This window comes from Rhizobium sp. NLR8a (genome assembly GCF_019685235.1).
Lineage (GTDB): Bacteria > Pseudomonadota > Alphaproteobacteria > Rhizobiales > Rhizobiaceae > Rhizobium.
This window is the reverse complement of the sequence record NZ_JABDWI010000004.1, coordinates 117,524-139,877: the sequence shown is the minus strand read 5'-3', so window position 1 is coordinate 139,877 and position 22,354 is coordinate 117,524. Positions and strand designations below refer to the sequence as shown.

The window sequence follows — 22,354 nt, the reverse complement described above, 5'->3', positions numbered from 1 at the left end:
TGATCAATTCGGCTTAAAAGTGAGCTTCATTCGCGTCCTAGGTGGAATAAACATCCAAACATGGGAGATCACATGACGCTTCAGTCTCTTTTTCTCGTCACGCTCGTCGTCGACGATTACGACCGCGCCAAGGGCTTTTATTGCGGCACCCTCGGTTTCGATTGCCTTCAGGACGAGCCCCAGCCGGAGGGCAAACGCTGGGTGGTGGTGAAGCCGAAAGGCGGGGATGGCGCCGCCTTTCTGCTGGCGCAGGCGGCCAACGAGGCGCAGCGCGCGGCGATCGGCAACCAGACGGGTGGCCGCGTCGGCTTCTTCCTGAAGACCGACGATTTCGCTCGCGATCATGCCGCCATGCTCGGCGCCGGCGTGCGTTTTCTCGAGCAGCCCAGACATGAGGTTTACGGTACGGTCGCGGTCTTTGCGGATCCTTACGGCAACACCTTCGACCTGATCCAGCATGCCGCAGCCCGAACCTCTTGATTGCGACCGGCCGCCCGTGCATAAGCCGCGGCGTTAGCAACATAGGCGAGAAGCCTTGGGGCCCTCCACCAGCCTATTGAGGACGACATGAGCGAATTCAAGAAACTCGTATTCTCCGGCGTGCAGCCGACCGGCAATCTGCATCTCGGCAATTATCTCGGTGCGATTCGCCGGTTCGTGGCGCTGCAGGAAGGCAACGACTGCATCTACTGCGTCGTCGACATGCATGCGCTCACCGCCCAGCTGGTGCACGAGGACATGCCGAGCCAGACGCGCTCGATCGCCGCCGCCTTCATCGCCGCCGGCATCGATCCGGAAAAACATATCGTTTTCAACCAGTCGGCTGTGCCGCAGCACGCGGAACTCGCCTGGATCTTCAACTGTGTCGCCCGCATCGGCTGGATGAACCGCATGACGCAGTTCAAGGACAAGGCTGGCAAGGACCGCGAGCAGGCCTCGCTCGGCCTTTACGCCTATCCGAGCTTGATGGCCGCCGACATTCTCGTCTATCGCGCCACTCATGTGCCGGTTGGCGAGGACCAGAAGCAGCATCTGGAGCTTGCCCGCGACATCGCGATGAAGTTCAACCTCGATTATGCCGAGCATATTCGCAAGAGCGGCTACGGCATCGACATCATCGTCGGCGACGAGCCGGTGCATGCCTATTTCCCGATGGTCGAACCGCTGATCGGCGGACCGGCGCCGCGCGTCATGTCGCTGCGCGACGGCACCAAAAAAATGTCGAAATCCGATCCCTCCGACCTTTCGCGCATCAATCTGATGGACGACGAGGACGCGATCTCGAAGAAGATCCGCAAGGCCAAGACCGATCCGGACGGTTTGCCGAGCGAGGTTGACGGGTTGCAGGGCCGTCCGGAAGCCGACAATCTGGTGGCGATCTATGCCGCGCTCGCCGACAAATCGAAGGCGGAGGTACTGGCCGACTTTGGCGGCCAGCAGTTCTCCGTCTTCAAGCCGGCACTGGTCGATCTCGCCATCCATGTGCTGGCGCCGATCACCGGCGAGATGCGCCGGCTGATGGACGATACCAGCCATATCGACGCGATCCTGCGCAAGGGCGGCGAACGGGCGAGAGCCCGCGCCGAAGTAACGATGAGCCAAGTACGCGACGTCATCGGCTTCCTCTACTGAGGCAGATCTCTTCTTCTGCCTTCTTGGGGGAGAAGAGGATCTCCGTCAGAGCGAGAGGCGCCAGAAAACTGCGCTTGCAATTTTTCCGCTTCGGGTGTCAGAGTCCGCCCCATGGTATCGAAGCGACTCTCACGGCTCGAAGGCCACCGCCGCAAATTCATGGCGGTGATCGACGGGACACCCGAATGCCAGCGCGCCGTTCATTATGCCGGCCGGCGCGCGAAGAATTCCAATGGCGGCCTGGTGCTGCTCTATGTGATCCCCAACGGCGATTTCCAGCAATGGCTCGGCGTCGAGGAGATCATGCGGGCCGAGGCGCGCGAGGAAGCCGAGGCAACCGTTGCCAAGATCGCCCAGATCGTGCGCGAGACGATCGGCATCGAGCCTGAGGTCGTCATCCGTGAAGGCAGTGCCGCCGAGCAGATCAACGCCGTGATCGAGGAAGACCGCGATGTGGCGATCCTCGTTCTTGCCGCCGGCTCGGCAAAAGAAGGTCCGGGACCGCTTGTTTCGTCGGTCGCCGGACGCGCGGCGGCGTTTCCGATCCCCGTTACCGTCCTGCCGGATACGCTGACCAACGAGGAAATCGACGCCCTTTGCTGAGCCTATTTCTTGAGTGCAAGTCTCTTGATTAGATCAGGCAATGGGCTTATCTTCTTTTGAAGAATTCTAAAGACGGCCGAGGTCTCGAGCCTGTCACATGGAGAGCCAGATGTTCATTCAGACCGAAGCCACGCCGAACCCCGCCACACAGAAGTTCCTGCCAGGCAAGGTCGTCATGGAAAACGGCACCGCCGAATTCCGCAGCGCCGAAGAGGCTGAAGCCTCGCCGCTCGCCGCCCGACTGTTCGATATTCCCGGTGTGACCGGTGTCTATTTCGGCTATGATTTCATTTCCGTCTCCAAGGACAACGCCGAATGGCAGCATCTTAAGCCGGCTATCCTTGGCTCGATCATGGAGCATTTCATGTCCGGCAAGCCGGTCATGGGGGATGCTTCCATCCTTTCCGAGGATGCCGATGCCGGCGACGAGTTCTTTGATGAAGCCGATGAATCGATCGTGCTGACCATCAAGGAGCTTCTGGAGACCCGCGTGCGCCCGGCCGTCGCCCAGGACGGCGGCGACATCACCTTCCGCGGCTTCAAGGACGGCAAGGTCTATCTGAACATGAAAGGCTCCTGCTCCGGCTGCCCGTCTTCGACGGCGACGCTGAAGCACGGCGTCCAGAACCTGCTGCGCCATTTCGTTCCCGAAGTGCAGGAAGTGATTGCCGCTTAAGAATTTCGAATTCGCTCCGGCCGTTCATCTCAGGTTCGGCCGGACGGTTTATGGTTAGGCGACAAACAATTTATTCGGAAATTGATGGCATGATCGTTCTGGCGCTCGACACGGCAGGTGTGGATTGCGCTGCCGCCATTTATGACAGCGGCAGGAATACGGTGCTGGGGGAGGCATCGGACATGATCGGCAAGGGGCATGCTGAACATCTGATCGGTATCGTCGATCGCGTGCTGGATCAGGCGGGAGTGACACTTTCTCAGATCAACCGCGTTGCCGTCACGATCGGCCCCGGCTCCTTTACCGGTATCCGCGTCGGCGTTGCCGCAGCCCGCGGTTTTGCGCTTTCCCTCAATGTGCCCGTCGTCGGCGTCACCACGCTCGAGGTGATGGCCGCCGCCCAGCGTGAGAAGACGCCCGGCCGCGCCGTGCTGGCGGCGATGGACGCCAAGCGGGACGAAATCTATCTCCAGTCCTTCGCAGCCGATGGTTCCCCGCTCGATCAGCCGCGGGCGGCAAGCGTCGCCGAGGCCCAGGCTTTAGCGGCCGGCTTCGACGGTGAAATCACCGGTTCGGCAACGCCGCTCCTGAAGGCCAGCGCCGGTGGCGATCACCCCAACGTCTTTCCGATTTCGATTGTCGCGCGTCTGGGGGCTGCCGCCCCTGCCGATGCCGGAAAGCCCAAGCCCCTTTATCTGCGCGGACCGGATGCCAAGCCGCAGGCCGGATATGCGATTGCGCGACGAGTGTGACCATGCTGGAAGCCTATCTGACGCTGAAGCCGGAATTTGAAATCATCGCCATGGAGCGCGAGGATTGCCGCGACGTCGCCGTCCTGCATGGCGAGCGTTTCGCCCGGCCCTGGGGCGACGGCGAATTCCACAGCCTGCTGTCGCAGGAGTCTGTTTTCGGCTTCGTCGCGCGCCAGACCAATGCCATCCTGAAAAAGCCGCTTCCCGGCTTTATCCTTGCCCGCCAAGTCGCCGGCGAGGCCGAGATCCTGACGATTGCCGTGCAGGCGAAGGTCGCCCGTGCCGGGCTGGGCTGGCGGCTGATGCAGGCGGCGATGCGCGAGGCGCGGGCGCGTGGCGGCGAGAGCATGTTTCTCGAGGTCGACAGCGGCAATACGGCGGCGCTCGGCCTATACCGCAAGCTCGGCTTTGAAAAGGTCGGCGAGCGCCAGGGCTACTACAAGCAGGAAAACGGCGCCCGTTCCACGGCGCTTGTCATGAAGCGCGTTCTTCGATAGTTCCCTGCAGAGCATGACATGCGGACCGGCGCAAACGCCGTGCAGGCATTGTGGAAACGCGATTATTTTTGAAGGCGGGCCATGACCGACGTAGCCAAGACCCTCGAGGAGCTTTGCGCCGAACGTGGCATGCGCATGACCGAGCAGCGCCGCGTGATCGCGCGCATCCTCGAAGAGTCGGAAGACCATCCTGACGTCGAAGAGCTTTACCGCCGTTCCGTGAAGGTCGATGCGAAGATCTCGATCTCCACGGTCTATCGCACCGTCAAATTGTTCGAGGATGCCGGCATCATCGCCCGCCACGACTTCCGCGACGGGCGCTCGCGCTACGAAACGGTGCCGGAAGAGCATCATGACCACCTGATCGACCTGAAGACCGGCACGGTCATCGAATTCCGTTCGCCTGAGATCGAGGCGCTGCAGGAGCGCATCGCCCGCGAGCACGGCTTCCAGCTGGTCGACCACCGCCTGGAGCTCTACGGCATTCCGTTGAAGAAGGAAGATCTCTGAAGCGATGGCAGCCCGGGAGTGCCGCATTTGATTGCCTGGCTGCGCATTGCCTTCGCTGCGGTCGTCATCCTTGCCGTCAGCATCGTGCTCATGCCGCTGCAGGTCTTGGCCCTGCGTTTCGATTGGCGGCTGCGCCGTAGTCTTCCGCGCGTCTGGCACCGTATCATCTGTTATTGTCTCGGCCTCCGCGTCCGGGTGACAGGCAGGCTGGAAGACCGCCGACCGCTGATGCTCTGCTCCAACCATTCGTCCTGGCTCGACATCATGGTGATGTCGGCCGTCGCCGACGTCGCCTTCATCGCCAAGATCGAAGTCGCCGATTGGCCGATCTTCGGCACCCTCGCCAAGCTGCAGAAGAGCGTGTTCGTCGTGCGCGAGGAGAGGCGCAAGACCGGCCATCAGGCAAATGAAATCGCCGGGCGCATGGCCGACGGCGAGATTGTCGTGCTCTTCCCCGAGGGCACGACCTCGGACGGCAACCGGTTGCTGGAGGTCAAGTCGTCGCTGTTCGGCGCTGCCGCGATGGCGGTGCCTTATTCGCCGACGGGAACCGTCGTGGTGCAGCCGGTGGCCGTTGCTTATACCAGAGTGCACGGCCTTCCGATGGGACGCTACCACCGGCCGCTTGCCGCCTGGCCGGGGGATATCGAGCTCCTGCCGCATCTGATCGACATTCTCAGATGCGGCGCCATCGACGCGGAAATTTCCTTCGGCGAGGCGGTGGAATACCGCGCCGACAGCAATCGCAAGGAGGTAAGCGCGACGATCGCCTCGCGCATCCGCAGCCTTCTCATCACAAGCCTGCGCGGTCGCGATATCGGCTAAGCCGAGAGGTCTCTTTTCTCGGGCGGCAAAAACCACTAAATAGCGCGCCATGACACAGGATAACGCCCTTCTTCAGGCCCCGGAGGTTTCTCTCCGCGACGGCAGCAACAGCCGCAAGGTCTTCATCAAGACCTATGGCTGCCAGATGAACGTCTATGATTCCACGCGCATGAGCGATGCGCTTGCCCGCGACGGCTACGAACCGACCGAAGACATGGAACAGGCGGATCTCGTTCTGCTCAACACCTGTCATATAAGAGAGAAGGCGGCGGAGAAGGTCTATTCGGCGCTCGGGCGGCTGCGCGAGATGAAAAAGAAAAAGGCCGCCGACGGCCGGGAGATGATGATCGGCGTTGCCGGCTGCGTCGCCCAGGCCGAAGGCGAAGAGATTCTGCGCCGCGCGCCCGCCGTCGATGTCGTCATCGGGCCGCAGACCTATCACCGCCTGCCGGAGGCGCTGCGCCGGGCCAAAGAGGGCCAGCGTGTCGTCGATACGGAATATGCGATCGAGGACAAGTTCGAGCACCTGCCGCTCGCCGAGAGCCGCAAGATCCGCGCCCGCGGCGTCACCGCCTTCCTGACGGTGCAGGAGGGCTGCGACAAGTTCTGCACCTTCTGCGTCGTGCCCTATACGCGCGGCTCGGAAGTGTCGCGGCCGGTTTCGCAGATCGTCGAGGAGGCTGAAAAGCTCGTCGAAGCCGGCGTGCGCGAAATCACCCTGCTCGGCCAGAACGTCAACGCCTGGCATGGCGCCGGACCGCGCGGCGAGGCGTGGAGCCTCGGCGACCTCCTCTACCGCCTTGCCGAGATCCCCGGCCTGGCGCGGCTGCGTTACACCACAAGCCATCCGCGCGACATGGACGACCGGCTGATCGAGGCGCATCGCGACCTCAGGGCGCTGATGCCCTACCTGCACCTGCCGGTGCAATCGGGCTCCGACCGTGTCCTGAAGGCGATGAACCGGCGTCATACGGCGGCCGAATATCTCAGTCTGATCGAGCGCATCCGCGCCGTGCGCCCGGACATCGCGCTGTCGGGCGATTTCATCACCGGTTTTCCGGGGGAGACAGACAAGGATTTTGCGGATACACTCAGACTTGTGGAGGAGGTGCGCTATGCGCAGGCCTTCTCGTTCAAATACTCGACTCGGCCGGGCACACCCGGCGCGGAACTGAAGGACCAGGTGCCGGAAGAGATCAAGGCAGAACGGCTGGAACGCCTGCAAGCGCTTCTTTTGAAGCAGCAGCAGGAGTTTGCCGAATCCTGCATCGGCAAGGAGATCGATCTGCTGCTCGAAAAACCCGGCCGCATGCCGGGCCAGCTGATCGGACGTTCTCCCTGGCTTCAATCCGTGAATGTTGATGCAAAAGCATCGCAAATCGGTGACATTATCAAAGTGCGAATCACCGGAACCGGAACGAACAGCCTGTTTGCCGAACGCGCAGAGGCTGCGGTCTAACCCAAGGAGCCCGACCGCTTGAACGGACAAGAATTGGTTTCTTCTTCACCGCGCCACCCCCGCACGCCGAGCGACACCAATCACTTCGTCCTGACGTTCGAGAACAATCGGTTCGCCAGCGAACTCTTCGGCCAGTTCGACCAGAACCTCAAGCTGCTCGAGGAGCGGCTGAACATCGATGCGCGGGCGCGCGGCAATTCCGTCGTCATATCGGGCGATGTCGTGACCACCAATCAGGCACGGCGCACGCTCGATTATCTCTATGAAAAGCTTCAGAAAGGCGGCAGCGTGGAACGATCCGACGTCGAGGGCGCAATCCGCATGGCGGTCGCCGCCGACGATCAGCTCAGCCTTCCCACCATGGAGCGCAAGGCCAAGCTGACAATGGCGCAGATTTCGACGCGCAAGAAGACGATCATCGCCCGCACGCCGACGCAGGACGCCTATATCAGGGCGCTGGAGCGCGCCGAACTCGTCTTCGGCGTCGGCCCGGCCGGCACCGGCAAGACATATCTCGCCGTTGCCCATGCCGCCCAGATGCTCGAGCGCGGCGCGGTCGAAAAGATCATCCTGTCGCGCCCGGCCGTCGAGGCCGGGGAGCGCCTCGGCTTCCTGCCAGGCGACATGAAGGAAAAGGTCGATCCCTATCTTCGCCCGCTCTATGATGCGCTCTACGACATGATCCCGGCCGACAAGGTCGATCGGGCGATCACCGCCGGCGTCATTGAAATCGCCCCGCTCGCCTTCATGCGCGGCCGCACGCTCGCCAACGCCGCCATCATCCTCGACGAAGCGCAGAATACGACATCGATGCAGATGAAGATGTTCCTGACGCGTCTCGGCGAAAATGCCCGCATGATCGTCACCGGCGACCCGAGCCAGATCGACCTGCCGCGGGGCGTCAAATCCGGCCTCGTCGAGGCCCTGGAGCTGCTGAACGGCGTCGAGGGCATCTCGATCGTGCGCTTCAAGGACACCGACGTCGTGCGCCATCCGCTGGTCGGCCGCATCGTCAGAGCCTATGACGCCACCTATCTTGTCGAAGCCGAAGACGTCGGTCGGCAGGACTGATGGCCGAACTCGATATCCAGATCAGCATCGAGGACATCGGCTGGCCCGGCGAGGAAACGCTGCTGGTTTTTTGCGAGCGCGTGCTCGGGGCCGCCGCGGTCTATCTCAGCGACAATGAGAAGCAGCCCTTTCCGAAGATGCCGCCGGAAGTTTCGCTGGTCTTTACCGACGATGCCTCGATCCAGGACATCAATGCCGAATGGCGCGGCAAGGACAAGCCGACCAATGTCCTCTCCTTCCCGGCCTTTCCGGTTGAGCGCGGCAAGATGCCCGGGCCGATGCTCGGCGACATCATCATCGCCCGGGAGACGGTGGAGCGGGAAGCCCAGGAACTCGACAAGAGCTTCGACGACCACCTGACCCATCTTCTGGTGCACGGTTTCTTGCATCTTCTCGGCTACGACCATATGAATAATGCCGAAGCCGAAATTATGGAGGGGCTGGAGACTCGCATTTTGGCGCAGCTCGGCCTATCTGATCCCTACGAGGGTCAAGACCTTAAAATGGAACCATGAGCGACTTTACGACGAAGCCGGCGACAGACGCCAAGGACTCCGAATCATCATCTTCTTCGGATGAGGTAGGCAGTAGTAGTCGGCCATCCGGCCGATCCCAATCCTTCTGGTCGCGCGCCGCCCGCATTCTCCGCCCGCAGCAGGGCTCGCGACTGCGCGAGGATCTTGCCGACGCGCTGATGACCGATGCGGCCGGCGACGACGCTTTTTCGCCCGACGAACGGGCGATGCTGCACAATATCCTGCGCTTTCGCGAGGTGCGCGTCGCCGACGTGATGGTGCCGCGCGCCGATATCGAGGCGGTGGACCAAAATATCACCATCGGCGAACTGATGATCCTTTTCGAGGAATCCGGCCGCTCGCGCATGCCTGTTTATGCCGATACGCTCGACGACCCGCGCGGCATGGTGCATATCCGCGACCTGCTCTCCTATGTCGCCAAGCAGGCGCGCAACAAGCGCCGCGGCCCGGCAAAGCCGGCCGCTGCAGCGCCGGCGATCGACGTCGCGCCGGAGAACATCCAGAAGCCGCCGCGCTCGACCAAGCCGAATTTCGATCTTGCCCGGGTCGACCTGCAGAAGACGCTGGCCGAGGCCGGCATCATCCGCAAGATCCTGTTCGTGCCGCCGTCGATGCTGGCCTCCGACCTGCTGCGCCGGATGCAGGTGAACCGTACGCAAATGGCGCTCGTCATCGACGAGTATGGCGGCACCGACGGGCTCGCCTCCCATGAGGACATCGTCGAAATGGTGGTCGGCGACATCGACGACGAACATGACGACGAAGAGGTGATGTTTAAGCGCGTTGCCGAAGACGTTTTCGTCGCCGACGCCCGTGTCGAACTGGAAGAGATCGCCGAAGCGATCGGACCGGATTTCGACATCAGCGAACAGGTCGACGAAGTCGACACGCTGGGCGGGCTGATCTTCTCCGCGCTCGGCCGCATCCCCGTTCGCGGCGAAGTGGTCCAGGCTCTGCCGAACTTCGAATTCCATATTCTCGACGCCGATCCGCGCCGCATCAAGCGGCTGCGCATCACCCGCAAGCGCCACGCGATCCGCCGCCGCGCCAAAGAGGCTGGCGACATCACGCCGGGATCCGAGACCGGCGACGACCGGCCGGCCGAATCGACCACCAACTAGGCATCGGTACGAGAGTCGGAATCGCCTTTCGGGCCGACGCGGAAACAGGACAAAGAGCCGCTTTTTTGAAAGACTGCGAATGGGTTGATTCGCGGTTTGATGGGAGTGCGCATGGAGCGGCTTGCGGACAGGGTTATCCTCGTCTGGGGGTTAAAACGGTCGTTGCTGGCCGTCGCCGCTGGAGCATTCGCCGCTCTGGCGCTGCCGCCTTTCGGTTTTTTCGCGGCGATGTTTCTCTCCTTCACGCTGCTCGTCTGGCTGCTCGACGGGGCGGCGGCTTCTCCTGAAAGCGGCCTGATCGGCAGGCTATGGCCGGCCTTTGCCGTCGGCTGGCTGTTCGGCTTCGGCTATTTCGTCGCCGGCCTTTGGTGGATCGGCCATGCCTTGCTGGTCGATTCGGAGGAATTTGCCTGGGCACTGCCCCTGGCAGTCCTGGGACTGCCGGCCGGCCTTGCGGTCTTCTACGGGCTGGCGACTGCACTTGCCCGGATCGTCTGGTCCGACGGCATGGGACGGATCGCCGCGCTGGCGGCCGGCTTCGGCCTGATGGAATGGCTTCGAAGCATGATCCTCACCGGCTTTCCCTGGAATGCCATCGGCTACGGCCTGATGCCCGTTCCGCTGATGATGCAGTCGGCGCATGTGATCGGTGCGATGGGGGTGACTGCACTTGCCGTCTTCGTCTTTTCCGCCCCGGCGCTGATCGGAACGCGACAGGGCGCGAAGTCGGGAATTGCGCTCGCCGCCCTGCTGTTTGCCGCCCACCTCGGTTACGGCGCCTATGCCGTCCATCTGGCGCCGCGGCCGCAGCCCTTGCCCGAGGACAAGCGTCCGGTGGTGCGGCTGGTGCAGCCGGCCATCGACCAGGCGGCGAAGATGGACAACGACGCCGACCGCAATGCGATCTTCGAGACCCATCTGAAGCTTTCCGCCGAAGCGCCCAGGAATGGCGGCCGCAAACCCAACATTATCGTCTGGCCGGAAACCTCGATCCCCTTCATCCTCACCGACAACCAGGATGCGCTGACGCGGATCGCCGATACGCTCGACGACGACCAGGTTCTGATCGCCGGCGCGGTGCGCGCCGAGGAGATCGGGCCTGGCACACCGGTGCGCTACTACAATTCCATCTATGTGATCGACGGCCGCGGCCAGATCATCGCCGCCTCCGACAAGGTGCATCTCGTGCCTTTCGGCGAATATCTGCCCTTCGAGGACATCCTCACCGAACTCGGCATCCAGAACGTCGTCGAGATACCGGGCGGCTTTTCGGCCGCCGCAAGCCGGCACCTGCTGGCGTTGCCCGGCGGTCTCAATCTCTACCCGCTGATCTGCTACGAGATCATCTTTCCGGGCGAAATGACCGGCGACATCGTGGATGCCAACGCGCTCCTCAACCTCACCAACGATGCCTGGTTCGGCATCACGCCCGGGCCCTACCAGCATTTCCAGCAGGCGCGTGTTCGAGCAATCGAGACAGGCCTGCCGCTGATTCGCGACGCCAACAACGGCATTTCGGCAATCGTGAACGCGCATGGGGAAATCATCGCGGGCCTCGATCTTGGTGAGACTGGCTTCATTGATGCAACTGTTGATGGGCTCGGCAATGGGTTCGGAACCACATACCCCCGTGAGACATACTTCTGGTTGACCGAAGCACTGTTGATGTTGATTGCGCTAATTTCACGCGGAAGTTTTATTTTAGGGTTGAATTGACCAAAAACCCCTAAAATTGCATAGTGGTGTCAATCGGCGTTCTTAACGTATGTTTGTCGGCGGGTTCCCGCCGCTTACAACGTGGCGTTTTGGGATGGATCAGGGGCATGCCGGTTGGAAACAGAAATTCGTAGCTAGGGCACGACCATGATTGAAAATAAGAAGAAGCCGAATCCGATCGACATCCATGTTGGCAGCCGCATTCGCCTTCGCCGAACGATGTTGGGCATGAGCCAGGAAAAGCTTGGCGAAAGCCTCGGCATCACCTTCCAGCAGATCCAGAAATATGAAAAGGGCACCAACCGTGTCGGCGCAAGCCGTCTGCAGAACATCTCGAGCATCCTCAATGTTCCGGTCTCCTTCTTCTTCGAAGATGCGCCCGGCGAACATGCCGGCGCCGTTGGCGGCATGGCCGAAGCCTCCAGCTCGAATTACGTCGTAGACTTCCTCTCCTCCTCGGAGGGCCTGCAGCTCAACCGCGCCTTCGTCAAGATTTCCGATCCCAAGGTTCGCCGGAAGGTCGTGGAACTGGTCAAGGCGCTCGCTGCCGAAGCTGACGCTGACTGATCCAGCTCTCATTGCAAAATGGAAAGGCGGTCGAAAGGCCGCTTTTTTTATGTTTTTGGGGCAAAATTTGTCACTTCGCCGCGGATATAAAGATATATTTATGTCCTTGTGCGCTTGTCATCGGCGCTCGAACTGAGTACCTACTAGCTGGCTTTTATTCTTTGAGGGGAATCCCGGAATGCGCGCGAATTATCTCTTTACCAGCGAATCTGTTGCCGAAGGTCATCCGGACAAAGTGTGTGACCGCATCTCCGACGAGATCGTCGACCTGGTCTACCGCGAAGCGGCCAAGACCGGCGTCAATCCGTGGGGCGTGCGCATTGCCTGCGAAACGCTGGCAACAACCAATCGCGTCGTTATTGCCGGCGAGGTCCGCCTGCCACCGAGCCTGATGAAGAAGGACAAGGACGGCAAGGACGTCATCAATCCCTCGAAGTTCAAGGCCGCCGCCCGCCGCGCCATCAAGGATATCGGCTACGAGCAGGACGGCTTCCACTGGAAGAAGGCAAAGATCGACGTGCTGCTGCACTCTCAGTCGGCCGACATCGCCCAGGGCGTCGACAGCGCCGCCGACCAGCAGGGCGACGAGGGCGCCGGCGACCAGGGCATCATGTTCGGTTACGCCTGCAAGGAAACGCCGGACCTGATGCCGGCCCCGATCTATTATTCCCACAGGATTCTGCAGCTGCTAGCAGCCGCCCGCAAGAAGGGTGACGGCGAAGTCGCCAAGCTCGGCCCCGACGCCAAGAGCCAGGTGACCGTGCGTTACGTCGACGGCAAGCCGTCGGAAGTGACCTCGATCGTGCTTTCGACCCAGCATCTCGACGAGAGCTGGGATTCCAAGAAGGTTCGCGCGGTCGTCGAACCCTATATCCGCGAAGCACTCGGCGAACTGAAGATCGCCGAGGATTGCAAGTGGTACATCAACCCGACCGGCAAGTTCGTCATCGGCGGACCGGACGGCGATGCAGGCCTCACCGGCCGCAAGATCATCGTTGACACCTATGGCGGTGCGGCTCCGCATGGCGGCGGCGCATTCTCCGGCAAGGACACGACCAAGGTCGACCGTTCGGCTGCCTATGCCGCCCGCTACCTCGCCAAGAACGTCGTCGCCGCCGGCCTTGCCGACCGCTGCACGATCCAACTCTCCTACGCCATCGGCGTCGCGCAGCCGCTGTCGATCTATGTCGACCTGCACGGCACCGGCAAGGGTGTGTCGGAAGACCAGGTCGAAGCGGCGATCCGTCAGAATATGGACCTCTCGCCATCGGGCATCCGCCGTCACCTCGACCTCAACAAGCCAATCTACGCCAAGACCTCGGCCTACGGCCATTTCGGCCGCAAGGCCGGCCGTGACGGCTCGTTCTCCTGGGAGCGCACCGACCTCGTCAAGGCGCTCAAGGAAGCCGTCAAGACCAAGGCTGCTGCATGACGGATATGGAGCGCCGGGGACGGGCGACCGAAGCCTTTTTCGGTCGCCGCAAGGGAAAGGCCCTGCGCGAACAGCAGGCGGAAACGCTGAACAGCCTGCTCCCGGCATTCCTCATCGATCTCTCGGCGGCTCCCCCGGAGCCGCTGACATCCCTCTTCCCGACCCCGGTCACGACATTGCGGCTGGAAATCGGTTTCGGCGGCGGCGAACATCTGATTCATCGGGCGCTCGAAAGACCTTCGACCGGTTTCATCGGCGTCGAACCCTTCGTCAATTCGATGCAGAAGCTTTTGTCGCGCATCGGCGAAACCGGTGCCTCCAATATCCGCGTCTATAATGACGATGCAACGCAACTGCTCGACTGGCTGCCGGATGGCACGCTCGACAAGATTGATCTGCTCTATCCCGACCCATGGCCGAAGCGGAAGCACTGGAAGCGCCGCTTCGTCTCGAAGACCAATCTCGACCGCTTTCATCGCGTGCTGAAGCCCGGCGGCCTTTTCTGCTTCGCCTCCGACATCGACACCTATGTGAACTGGACGCTGATCAAATGCCGCGACCATGGCGGCTTCGACTGGATGGCGGAAAACGCGGCGGATTGGCTGACCCCCTATGAGGGCTGGCCGAGCACGCGCTACGAGACGAAAGCGCGCCGCGAGGGCCGTTCCTCGGCCTATCTGACATTCAGGAAGATCTGACTTCAGCGAACACTGCGCTGGAAGCAATTGAAGGCCATGTAGTGCCGTGCGGCACCAACGACGATTAGTTCCGAAGCAGTATGGCTTTCAAATGCATGATGGCATTTGGTTTTTCATAGGCACTGATGGCGTTTGACGGTCAGTGCAGACTGACCGTCTTCAATTCGTCTTCGGCCGCCTTGAAGAAGGTGCTGGAGCGGTTGTCCGTCAGAAGGATGGGCGTGCCGTCGGCGCCGAAGAGTGCCCAGAGATCGACGTTCGGATCGATATCCGGTGCCTCTGGGAAGCACTTGGCGACCTCTTCAGTGCGCATCTTTCTGATATAGGCGACCTCGCCGTTGCCGATGTGGGCAAGCTCGGATTTGGTCAAGCGAGACGTGGCTTCTTTCATCAACATTCCTGTTCCTCCGGGAGAAGGGACCAACGGTTCGACAAACCGTTGTGCTACTGTGAAACCGAAATGTTAATTTTCTTGACCATGCGGGCGGGTTCGGGACGAATTAGATCGACGGAGAGCAGACCGTTCTTGAGGCCGGCGCCAAGCACCTGCATGCCGTCGGCCAGCACGAAGGTGCGCTGAAACTGGCGGGCGGCGATGCCGCGATAGAGATAGTCCCGCTCGCCCTGCTCCAGCTGGCGGCCGCGGATCACAAGCTGGTTCTCCTCGGTGGAGACATCAAGCTCCTCCTCGCTGAAACCGGCAACCGCAAGGGTGATGCGCAGACGTTCGGGGGCGCCGCTGTCGGCGGCGATGCGTTCGATATTGTAAGGCGGGTATCCGTCGCTCGCCTTGGAAATGCGCTCCAGCGTCTTTTCCATGGCGTCGAAGCCCAGAAGCAACGGGCTGGCGAAAGGCGTAATGCGGCTCATCTCTTTTCAAGTCCTTGATGCAAGCGACCATCCCGGACCTCAAGCGCAGCATCCGGATGCCGCTAATATGGGGGCATGATTACGGCGCTGCAAGGCGCGCACGACCCTCCCCAATTTAAACATCTGTCAATTTTCGAATGGCCGCGGCCGCCTCCTTGCTTGACAAAGGACCTGCTGCCTCGCATCAAAACATGCCCGCGCGTAATGTGCCGATTTGCGACGGGAAATGAAGAGATGGTGTCTGCCGGGACAACCGGCATGGCGGAAACGGGACGAGTGGAATGGCAAGCGCGAGAAAGATCATCATCGACACGGATCCCGGCCAGGATGACGCGGCCGCCATCATGCTGGCTTTCGGCAGCCGCGATGAGCTCGAGGTGCTGGGGATCACGACGGTCGCTGGCAACGTGCCGCTGTCATTCACCAGCCGCAACGCGCGCATCGTCTGCGAGCTCTGCAGCCGCACGGATGTAAAGGTTTTCGCCGGAGCCGATAGGCCGATCGCCCGCAAGCTGGTGACGGCAGAGCATGTGCATGGCAAGACCGGGCTCGACGGCCCTGATCTGCCCGAACCGACGATGGCGCTGCAGCCCGGCCACTCCGTCGATTTCATCATCGAGACGCTGCGCCGCGAGCCGGAGGGCACAGTGACGCTCTGCACGCTCGGGCCGCTCACCAATATCGGCATGGCCTTCCAGAGGGCGCCCGACATCGTTGCCCGCGTTCGCGAGCTGGTGATGATGGGCGGTGGCTTTTTCGAGGGCGGCAACATCACACCGGCCGCCGAATTCAACATTTATGTCGACCCCGAAGCCGCCGACATCGTTTTCCGCTCCGGCGTCCCGATCGTGATGATGCCGCTCGACGTGACGCACCAGCTGCTGACCCGCAAGGACCGGGTCAAGCGCATGGCCGAGATCGGCACGGCGCCGGCAAAGGCCATGGTCGAAATGCTGGAATTCTTCGAACGCTTCGATATCGAGAAATACGGTTCCGACGGCGGGCCGCTGCACGACCCGACGGTTGTCGCCTATCTGCTGAAACCAGAGCTTTTCCAGGGCCGGGACTGCAATGTCGAAATCGAGGTCCAGTCCGAACTCACCGTCGGGATGACCGTCGTCGACTGGTGGCATGTGACCGACCGCAAGCGCAATGCCAAGGTCATGCGCCATGTCGATGCGGACGGCTTCTTCGATCTGCTGATCGAACGCTTCGCCCGCATCTGATTTTTATCTCCTTCTCCGAGCCGGAGAGGGAAACCGAGCTCAGGCGTCCTTCTCGTCGAAGACGGAATTGATCTCGGCCTCGACCGGCTTCGGGCCACCCTTGGCGACGCCGACCATGGCCGGGCGCAGGACGCGTTCGCCGATGGTGAAGCCGGCCTGCACGACCTGGACGACGGTATTGTTCGGCACTTCGGAGTTCGGCACTTCGAACATCGCCTGATGGAAATTCGGATCGAATTTCTGGCCAACCGGCTCCAGCTTGCGAACGCCGTGGCGCTCCAGCGCCGCGAGCATCGCGCGCTCGGTCATCTCCACACCTTCGATCAGCGTGGTGAGGCCGGCATCGGCCGTGGCCTTGGTCTCCGGAGAGATGGCGTCCAGCGCCCGGCGCAAATTGTCCGAGACGGCGAGCATGTCCCGGGCGAAACCGGCGACGGAATAGGATTTTGCATCCTTGACCTCGCGCTCGGTGCGGCGGCGCAGATTATCCATCTCGGCGGCAAGGCGCAGATAGCGGTCACGCAGCTCGGCATTCTCGGCCTTCAGGAGGTCGAGCGGATCCGGCTGGTTTGCCTCCTCCTGCCCGGCAGTGGCTGTTTCGACGTTGACGGCAGCGTCGGCTGCGGCGTTGGCCGCAGTTGCGTCAGGTCCGTTTTTCGTCGTTTCATCGGTCATGACGGTCTCCGGTTGGTGTTTTCAGATGCGCCCGATATCGAGGTTTGACCGGAAAAAATCAAGTCTGCGTGACGAAGAAGCGAAAATTCCGCAGCTTCGCCAGTGATGACATCAAAGCGGATTGCGCGACAGGCGGGAGACGAGCTGGGCGGTATAATCCACCATCGGCACGATACGGGAATAATTGAGCCGCGTCGGGCCGATGACACCGACAGCGCCGACAATCCGGTCGTCCTCGTCGCGATAAGGCGCGACGATGAGCGACGAGCCGGACAGCGAGAAGAGCTTGTTTTCCGAACCGATGAAGATCCGAACGCCCGAACCACTTTCGGCCAGGTTAAGAAGCTCGATCAGGCTATCCTTCTTTTCGAGATCATCGAACAGCATGCGCAGCCGGTCGAGATCCTCGGCGCCGGCGAGGCCTTCCAGCAGATTGGCGCGGCCACGGATGATCAGCTGGGCGGGCTTTCCCTCGTCCGGGCTGCCGGCCCAGACGGCGATGCCGCGCTCGACAAGATCGCGCGAGAGCGCATCGAGTTCGTGACGGACATCATCCTTCAGACGGCTTAATTGTTTGCGCAGCTCCGGCAGCGTCTGGCCGGACATGTGGGCGTTGAGGAAATTCGCCGCCTCCGTCAATTGCGACGAGGTGATGCCTGCCGGCAGTTCGATGATGCGGTTTTCCACCTGATCGTGATCGCCGACGAGTACGGCGAGCGCCTTTGTCGGCTCAAGCCGGATGAACTCGACATGTTTCAACACCGGATCGCTTTTCGAGGTGATGACGAGGCCGGCCCCGCGCGAGATGCCGGAAAGCATGCGACTCGCCTCGTTCATCATCGATTCTACCGGATTGCCGCCGCTTTCGGCCCGCACCTGGCGATCGATGCTGGCACGCTCCTCGGCGGAGAGATCGCCGATCTGCATGAAGGCATCGACGAAGAAGCGCAGCCCGATCTGGGTCGGCAGCCGGCCGGCGCTGACATGCGGGGAATAGATGAGACCGAGCTCTTCGAGATCGCTCATGACGTTGCGCACCGAGGCCGGCGACAGCGACATCGGCAGCAGGCGCGACAGATTGCGCGAGCCGAGCGGCTCGCCGCTTTCAAGATACCCTTCGACGATGCGGCGGAAAATTTCCCTGGAGCGTTCGTCCAGTGCAGCAACGGCATCCGAAACCGACGTCGACCTGATGCCCATGAACCTTTTCAAACCCACGCTGATGATGCTCCCGAAAATATAGTCAAACTCGCACCCGTGGCAAAAGGGAATTTGCAAATGGGCGCCGCCAATCGTAGAAGCGGTCAACAACTCCAGGAGATGAGAATGCGGCCTTCAGGCAGAAAAACCGACCAGATGCGCAAGGTCTCGTTCGAGCGCAATTTTTCCAAGCATGCGGAAGGCTCGTGCCTGGTGAAATTCGGCGATACGCACGTGCTTTGCACCGCGAGCCTCGAGGAAAAGACGCCGCCATGGCTGCGCAACACCGGCAAGGGCTGGGTCACGGCCGAATACGGCATGCTGCCGCGGGCAACCGGCGAGCGCATGAAGCGCGAGGCCGCCGCCGGCAAGCAGGGCGGCCGCACGCAGGAAATCCAACGGCTGATCGGCCGGTCGCTGCGCGCCGTCGTCGATCTGCAGGCGCTCGGCGAAAAGCAGATCACGCTCGATTGCGACGTCATCCAGGCCGACGGCGGCACACGGACGGCCTCGATCACCGGCGGCTGGATCGCGCTCTACGACTGCCTGAAATGGATGGAAAGCCGCAACATGATCAAGGTCGACCGGGTCCTGAAGGACCACGTCGCCGCCATCTCCTGCGGCGTTTTCGCCAGCCAACCGGTCATCGACCTCGATTATCTCGAGGATTCCTCGGCCGAGACCGACGCAAATTTCGTCATGACCGGCGCCGGCGGCATCGTCGAAATCCAGGGCACGGCCGAAGGCACGCCGTTCAGCGAAGAGGAATTCAGTTCGCTGATGCGGCTTGCCAAGAACGGCATCGGCGAACTCGTCGCCCTGCAGAAAGAGGCGATTGCGGGATGAACCCCATGCTGGAAGGCATGTTGGAAACGGCGCTCTATGCGCGCGATCTCGATCAGGCCGAGACGTTCTACGAAGACGTTCTCGGGCTTGAAAAGATCACCCGCGCCGGCAATCGGCATGTCTTCTTCCGCTGTGGGCCTGGCGTTCTCCTGATCTTCAACCCCGAGGAAACGATAAAGCCACCGGCACCCGACGCACTGCAGGTGCCGCCGCACGGCATGACCGGGCAAGGCCATGCCTGTTTCCGGGTGTCCGGTCGCAATATCGATGCGATGGCCGAACAGCTGATGGCGGCTGACGTCGCGATCGAATCCGAGGTGCACTGGCCAAACGGCGGCCGCTCGATCTATTTCCGCGACCCTGCCGGCAACAGCCTGGAATGCGCGGAGGCAAAAATCTGGGGCATCGAACAGGATATCTGAATGCGCAAGCTCGAAACCAAAACCATCGTCGTCGCCAGCCACAATGCCGGCAAGATCCGCGAGATCCAGGAACTGATCGGACCGCTCGGCTTCACCGCCAAGTCTGCGGCCGAACTGAATTTCGTCGAACCTGACGAGACCGGCACGAGCTTCGAGGAGAATGCGACGATCAAGGCGGTCGCTTCAGCCAATGCCGCGGGCATGCCGGCGCTTTCGGATGATTCCGGCCTGGTGGTCGACGCGCTCGGCGGCGATCCCGGCGTCTACACCGCCAACTGGGCGGAGACGGCAGACGGCACGCGCGACTTCGACATGGCGATGGCCAAGGTGGAAAAGGCGCTGCAGGATGCGGGCGCCACGACGCCGGAACAGCGCGGGGCGCGTTTCGTCAGCGTACTTTGCCTGGCTTGGCCGGACGGGCACACGGAGCTTTTCCGCGGCGAGGTCGAAGGCAACGTCGTCTGGCCGCCGCGGGGCACCCAGGGCTTCGGCTATGATCCGGTTTTCCAGCCCGAGGGTTACGACGTTACCTTCGGCGAAATGAGCGGCGAGGAGAAACACGGCTGGAACGTCGGCAAGCCACAGGCGCTGTCGCACCGGGCCCGTGCCTTCAAACTTTTCGTCGAAACCTGCCTGGAGGCATAAGGTCTGTTCGTGGGCAATTTCGATACGCCAAGCCTCTCGCGCGACGCCGCGCTGCTGCCCGATACCGGCGAGCCCGGCTTCGGCGTCTATGTGCATTGGCCCTTCTGCGCGGCGAAGTGTCCCTATTGCGACTTCAACAGCCATGTACGCCATCAGCCGGTGGACCAGGAGCGCTTTGCATCAGCCTTTTTGAAGGAGATGGCGGCAGTCCGGGCAATGAGCGGTCCGAAGACGGTGACGAGCATCTTTCTCGGCGGCGGCACACCGTCGCTGATGAAGCCGGAGACGGTCAATGCCATTCTTGACGGCATCGCACGGCACTGGCATGTGCCCGCCGGCATCGAAATCACCATGGAGGCCAATCCGTCGAGCGTCGAGGCCGAGCGGTTTCGCGGCTACCGGGCGGCCGGCGTCAACCGCGTCTCGCTCGGCGTGCAGGCGTTGAACGACCGGGATCTGAAATTCCTCGGCCGGCTGCATGACGTCGCCGACGCGCTGAAGGCGATCCGGCTGGCGCGCGAGATCTTCCCGCGCATGTCCTTCGACCTCATCTATGCCCGGCCGGACCAGACGGTCGAGGAATGGGAGAAGGAACTGAAGGAAGCGATCTCCTATGCAGTCGACCATCTGTCGCTCTATCAGCTGACCATCGAGGAAGGCACACCCTTCTTTGGCCTGCACAAATCGGGCAAGCTGATCGTGCCGGACGGCGAGCAATCGGCCCTGCTCTACGAGGCGACGCAGGAGATCACGGCGCGTGAAGGCATGCCCGCCTACGAGGTCTCCAATCATGCCCGGCCGGGCGCCGAAAGCCGCCATAACCTGACCTACTGGCGTTACGGCGACTATGCCGGCATCGGTCCGGGCGCGCACGGCCGGCTGACGCGTGGGCATGAGAAGCTTGCGACGGCGACCGAGCGCAAGCCGGAAGCCTGGCTCGAGATGGTCGAGCGCGACGGCCACGGCATTCTCGACCAGGAGCGGCTCGGTTTCGAGGAACAGTCGGACGAGTTGCTGCTGATGGGACTGCGGCTCCGGGAAGGCGTCGATCTCGCCCGCTGGCAGCAGCTTTCGGGCCGTGAGCTCGACCCGAAACGAGAGGAATTCCTGCTCGAACATAAATTCGTCGAGCGGATCGGCAATTCGCGCCTGCGCTGCACTCCATCGGGCATGCTGATCCTCGATTCCGTCGTCGCTGATCTCGCCTGCTGACATCCAACGAGGTTGATCCGGGCGCGGCAGCGACATCGCCGTCCGCGCCGGAAAACAAGTCTCAGCCGTGGCTGGTCGCGCCCGCCTTGAACAGGCTGCCGGTCGGCGTCTTCAGGAACATCTCGAGCGGAATGTGTTCCTGGTGCAGGAAGCCGGTCGCCGGCAGCAGGCCGTCGCGGACCATTTCTATGACGGCGACGACGGAGGCCGACGTCGTCCAGGCGATCGCCGTGCGGCGGGCGCCGGCAATTTCGATCGGGTAATAGGCGCGCACGAATTCCTTGCGGCGCAGGTTGCCGTTCTCCGTGCCTTCCGCGGCGACATGGACATAGACGACATCGTCTTCAACAGGCGGCTTGGCATTGGTCAGGATTTCGCCGGCGAGCCTGCGCTTGTCGCGCATCAAGAGCTCATGGAAGAAGAAGTTCATCAGCTCCATGTGCCCGGGATAACGCATGGTCTTGTAGTCGAGATTGTCGACCTTATCGAGCATGGTGTCGCACATGGTGCCGAGGCCGCCCGATGTCGTGAAGGCTTCGAGCTTGACGCCGCCGACATAGATGGTCTCGTGCCACTCCATCGGCGAGACGAGCTTGCGCACGCCGCCTTCGATGACCTCACAGTCGTTCAGATATTCGTTGACGACGCCTTCCGGCGACCAGTTGAAGGCATAGCCGAGGAGACCCGTCGGATGCTGCGGCAGGGCGCCGACGCGCATGCGGATCGATCGGCAGCGATCGAAGCCATCGGCGAGGCTTGCCCCGACGACGCCGACGAAACCGGGCGCCAGGCCGCATTGCGGCGCCATCAGTCCGCGGGCGGTCTTCGACAGCTCGATGATGAAATTGGTGGTCGGGACGTCTTCGGTCAGATCGAAGTAATGGACGCCGGCAAAATGGGCGGCACGGGCCAGCTCAATGTTCAGATGATAGGGCAGGCAGGACAGCACCGCCTCGACATTCGAGAGCAGTTCGCCGATCAGCTGCGGATCGGATACGTCGCCTGCGCGGCATCTGAAGGGCACCTCGCCCGGGGGCAGCTGCGCATCGACACCGATAACCTCGAAGCCGCCTTCATGCAAAAGCGTTGCCGCCAGCCGCCCGACCTTGCCCAGGCCGAGAACGGCGATCTTTTCGAAACTCATTCATTCCCTCCCATGCGCC

At 62.0% G+C, this 22,354-nt stretch carries 26 protein-coding genes; 21 read left to right on the top strand and 5 right to left on the bottom strand.

The features are described 5' to 3' along the window. Positions 1–72 precede the first annotated feature (72 nt). From HJC04_RS08930 to HJC04_RS08855, 16 genes are all read left to right on the top strand, one after another. Complete coding sequence (locus tag HJC04_RS08930; protein ID WP_221122719.1) at positions 73–480, top strand: VOC family protein; 408 nt, start codon at positions 73–75, stop codon at positions 478–480. An 87-nt stretch (positions 481–567) separates the two neighbouring features. Then, the gene (gene trpS, locus HJC04_RS08925; protein WP_221122718.1) at positions 568–1,632 is read left to right on the top strand and encodes a tryptophan--tRNA ligase; all 1,065 of its coding nucleotides are present in this window, start codon (positions 568–570) and stop codon (positions 1,630–1,632) included. A 111-nt stretch (positions 1,633–1,743) separates the two neighbouring features. After that, positions 1,744–2,235: a universal stress protein gene (locus tag HJC04_RS08920; RefSeq protein ID WP_011423764.1), complete on the top strand. Its 492-nt coding sequence runs from the start codon at positions 1,744–1,746 to the stop codon at positions 2,233–2,235. Positions 2,236–2,344: 109 nt separating this feature from the next. Then, complete coding sequence (locus HJC04_RS08915) at positions 2,345–2,911, top strand: NifU family protein (RefSeq protein ID WP_210629445.1); 567 nt, start codon at positions 2,345–2,347, stop codon at positions 2,909–2,911. 89 nt (positions 2,912–3,000) lie between these two features. Beyond that, the gene (tsaB, locus tag HJC04_RS08910; protein ID WP_210629446.1) at positions 3,001–3,663 is read left to right on the top strand and encodes a tRNA (adenosine(37)-N6)-threonylcarbamoyltransferase complex dimerization subunit type 1 TsaB; all 663 of its coding nucleotides are present in this window, start codon (positions 3,001–3,003) and stop codon (positions 3,661–3,663) included. A gap of 2 nt (positions 3,664–3,665) precedes the next feature. Further along, positions 3,666–4,160, top strand: coding sequence for a GNAT family N-acetyltransferase (locus tag HJC04_RS08905; RefSeq protein WP_221122717.1), 495 nt, complete (start codon positions 3,666–3,668; stop codon positions 4,158–4,160). Positions 4,161–4,241: 81 nt separating this feature from the next. Further along, positions 4,242–4,670, top strand: a complete 429-nt coding sequence (locus tag HJC04_RS08900; protein WP_085776722.1) for a Fur family transcriptional regulator — start codon at positions 4,242–4,244, stop codon at positions 4,668–4,670. A gap of 27 nt (positions 4,671–4,697) precedes the next feature. Then, entirely contained in the window at positions 4,698–5,495 is a 798-nt protein-coding gene (locus HJC04_RS08895; protein WP_210629448.1) for a 1-acyl-sn-glycerol-3-phosphate acyltransferase, read from the top strand. Positions 5,496–5,544: 49 nt separating this feature from the next. Next, positions 5,545–6,954 carry a tRNA (N6-isopentenyl adenosine(37)-C2)-methylthiotransferase MiaB gene (gene miaB, locus HJC04_RS08890; RefSeq protein ID WP_210629449.1) on the top strand — a complete coding sequence of 470 codons (1,410 nt, stop codon included), beginning with the start codon at positions 5,545–5,547 and terminating at the stop codon, positions 6,952–6,954. Positions 6,955–6,972: 18 nt separating this feature from the next. Then, positions 6,973–8,025, top strand: a complete 1,053-nt coding sequence (locus HJC04_RS08885) for a PhoH family protein (protein ID WP_064707756.1) — start codon at positions 6,973–6,975, stop codon at positions 8,023–8,025. Beyond that, positions 8,025–8,540 carry an rRNA maturation RNase YbeY gene (gene ybeY / locus HJC04_RS08880; protein ID WP_210629450.1) on the top strand — a complete coding sequence of 172 codons (516 nt, stop codon included), beginning with the start codon at positions 8,025–8,027 and terminating at the stop codon, positions 8,538–8,540. Before HJC04_RS08885 ends, ybeY begins: the two co-directional genes overlap by 1 nt. Continuing rightward, positions 8,537–9,682 (top strand): hemolysin family protein, encoded by a 1,146-nt coding sequence (locus tag HJC04_RS08875; RefSeq protein ID WP_210629451.1) that lies wholly within the window; start codon positions 8,537–8,539, stop codon positions 9,680–9,682. Before ybeY ends, HJC04_RS08875 begins: the two co-directional genes overlap by 4 nt. A 111-nt stretch (positions 9,683–9,793) precedes the next feature. Further along, on the top strand, positions 9,794–11,398 hold the full coding sequence (gene lnt / locus HJC04_RS08870) for an apolipoprotein N-acyltransferase (RefSeq protein WP_221145805.1): 1,605 nt from the start codon (positions 9,794–9,796) through the stop codon (positions 11,396–11,398). Positions 11,399–11,545: 147 nt separating this feature from the next. Further along, positions 11,546–11,965 (top strand): helix-turn-helix domain-containing protein, encoded by a 420-nt coding sequence (locus tag HJC04_RS08865; RefSeq protein ID WP_064707753.1) that lies wholly within the window; start codon positions 11,546–11,548, stop codon positions 11,963–11,965. Positions 11,966–12,143: 178 nt separating this feature from the next. Next, positions 12,144–13,397: a methionine adenosyltransferase gene (metK, locus tag HJC04_RS08860; protein ID WP_210629453.1), complete on the top strand. Its 1,254-nt coding sequence runs from the start codon at positions 12,144–12,146 to the stop codon at positions 13,395–13,397. Beyond that, positions 13,394–14,095 carry a tRNA (guanosine(46)-N(7))-methyltransferase TrmB gene (locus HJC04_RS08855; RefSeq protein WP_221122714.1) on the top strand — a complete coding sequence of 234 codons (702 nt, stop codon included), beginning with the start codon at positions 13,394–13,396 and terminating at the stop codon, positions 14,093–14,095. The genes metK and HJC04_RS08855 overlap by 4 nt, the downstream gene beginning before the upstream one ends. 139 nt (positions 14,096–14,234) lie before the next feature. Here HJC04_RS08855 and HJC04_RS08850 read toward each other — a convergent pair whose 3' ends face one another. Continuing rightward, entirely contained in the window at positions 14,235–14,492 is a 258-nt protein-coding gene (locus tag HJC04_RS08850; protein WP_088684489.1) for a DUF1150 family protein, read from the bottom strand. Between the two features lie 47 nt (positions 14,493–14,539). Beyond that, positions 14,540–14,965 carry an Hsp20 family protein gene (locus HJC04_RS08845; RefSeq protein WP_210629455.1) on the bottom strand — a complete coding sequence of 142 codons (426 nt, stop codon included), beginning with the start codon at positions 14,963–14,965 and terminating at the stop codon, positions 14,540–14,542. A 281-nt stretch (positions 14,966–15,246) separates the two neighbouring features. Here HJC04_RS08845 and HJC04_RS08840 point away from each other — a divergent pair, with 281 nt between their 5' ends. Next, positions 15,247–16,191 carry a nucleoside hydrolase gene (locus HJC04_RS08840; protein ID WP_210629456.1) on the top strand — a complete coding sequence of 315 codons (945 nt, stop codon included), beginning with the start codon at positions 15,247–15,249 and terminating at the stop codon, positions 16,189–16,191. A gap of 39 nt (positions 16,192–16,230) precedes the next feature. On the opposite strand, the gene grpE is transcribed toward HJC04_RS08840, so the two are convergent. Together grpE and hrcA are read right to left on the bottom strand one after the other, a co-directional pair. Beyond that, entirely contained in the window at positions 16,231–16,866 is a 636-nt protein-coding gene (gene grpE / locus HJC04_RS08835) for a nucleotide exchange factor GrpE (RefSeq protein WP_210629457.1), read from the bottom strand. Between the two features lie 111 nt (positions 16,867–16,977). Continuing rightward, positions 16,978–18,066 carry a heat-inducible transcriptional repressor HrcA gene (gene hrcA / locus HJC04_RS08830; RefSeq protein ID WP_210629458.1) on the bottom strand — a complete coding sequence of 363 codons (1,089 nt, stop codon included), beginning with the start codon at positions 18,064–18,066 and terminating at the stop codon, positions 16,978–16,980. A gap of 126 nt (positions 18,067–18,192) precedes the next feature. On the opposite strand from hrcA, the gene rph reads away from it, so the two are divergent. Genes rph through hemW form a run of 4 tightly spaced genes read left to right on the top strand, consistent with a single transcriptional unit; the run spans position 18,193 to position 21,191 of the window. Beyond that, positions 18,193–18,912 (top strand): ribonuclease PH, encoded by a 720-nt coding sequence (gene rph, locus HJC04_RS08825; protein ID WP_064809389.1) that lies wholly within the window; start codon positions 18,193–18,195, stop codon positions 18,910–18,912. Further along, entirely contained in the window at positions 18,909–19,334 is a 426-nt protein-coding gene (locus tag HJC04_RS08820) for a VOC family protein (protein WP_221145803.1), read from the top strand. Before rph ends, HJC04_RS08820 begins: the two co-directional genes overlap by 4 nt. Next, the gene (rdgB, locus tag HJC04_RS08815) at positions 19,335–19,979 is read left to right on the top strand and encodes an RdgB/HAM1 family non-canonical purine NTP pyrophosphatase (RefSeq protein WP_210629460.1); all 645 of its coding nucleotides are present in this window, start codon (positions 19,335–19,337) and stop codon (positions 19,977–19,979) included. It abuts the gene before it with no gap. 9 nt (positions 19,980–19,988) lie between these two features. Continuing rightward, complete coding sequence (gene hemW, locus HJC04_RS08810; protein ID WP_221145801.1) at positions 19,989–21,191, top strand: radical SAM family heme chaperone HemW; 1,203 nt, start codon at positions 19,989–19,991, stop codon at positions 21,189–21,191. A 61-nt stretch (positions 21,192–21,252) separates the two neighbouring features. Here the strand turns inward: hemW and HJC04_RS08805 are convergent, their stop codons facing one another. After that, positions 21,253–22,335 carry a saccharopine dehydrogenase family protein gene (locus HJC04_RS08805; RefSeq protein WP_210629462.1) on the bottom strand — a complete coding sequence of 361 codons (1,083 nt, stop codon included), beginning with the start codon at positions 22,333–22,335 and terminating at the stop codon, positions 21,253–21,255. Positions 22,336–22,354 lie beyond the last annotated feature (19 nt).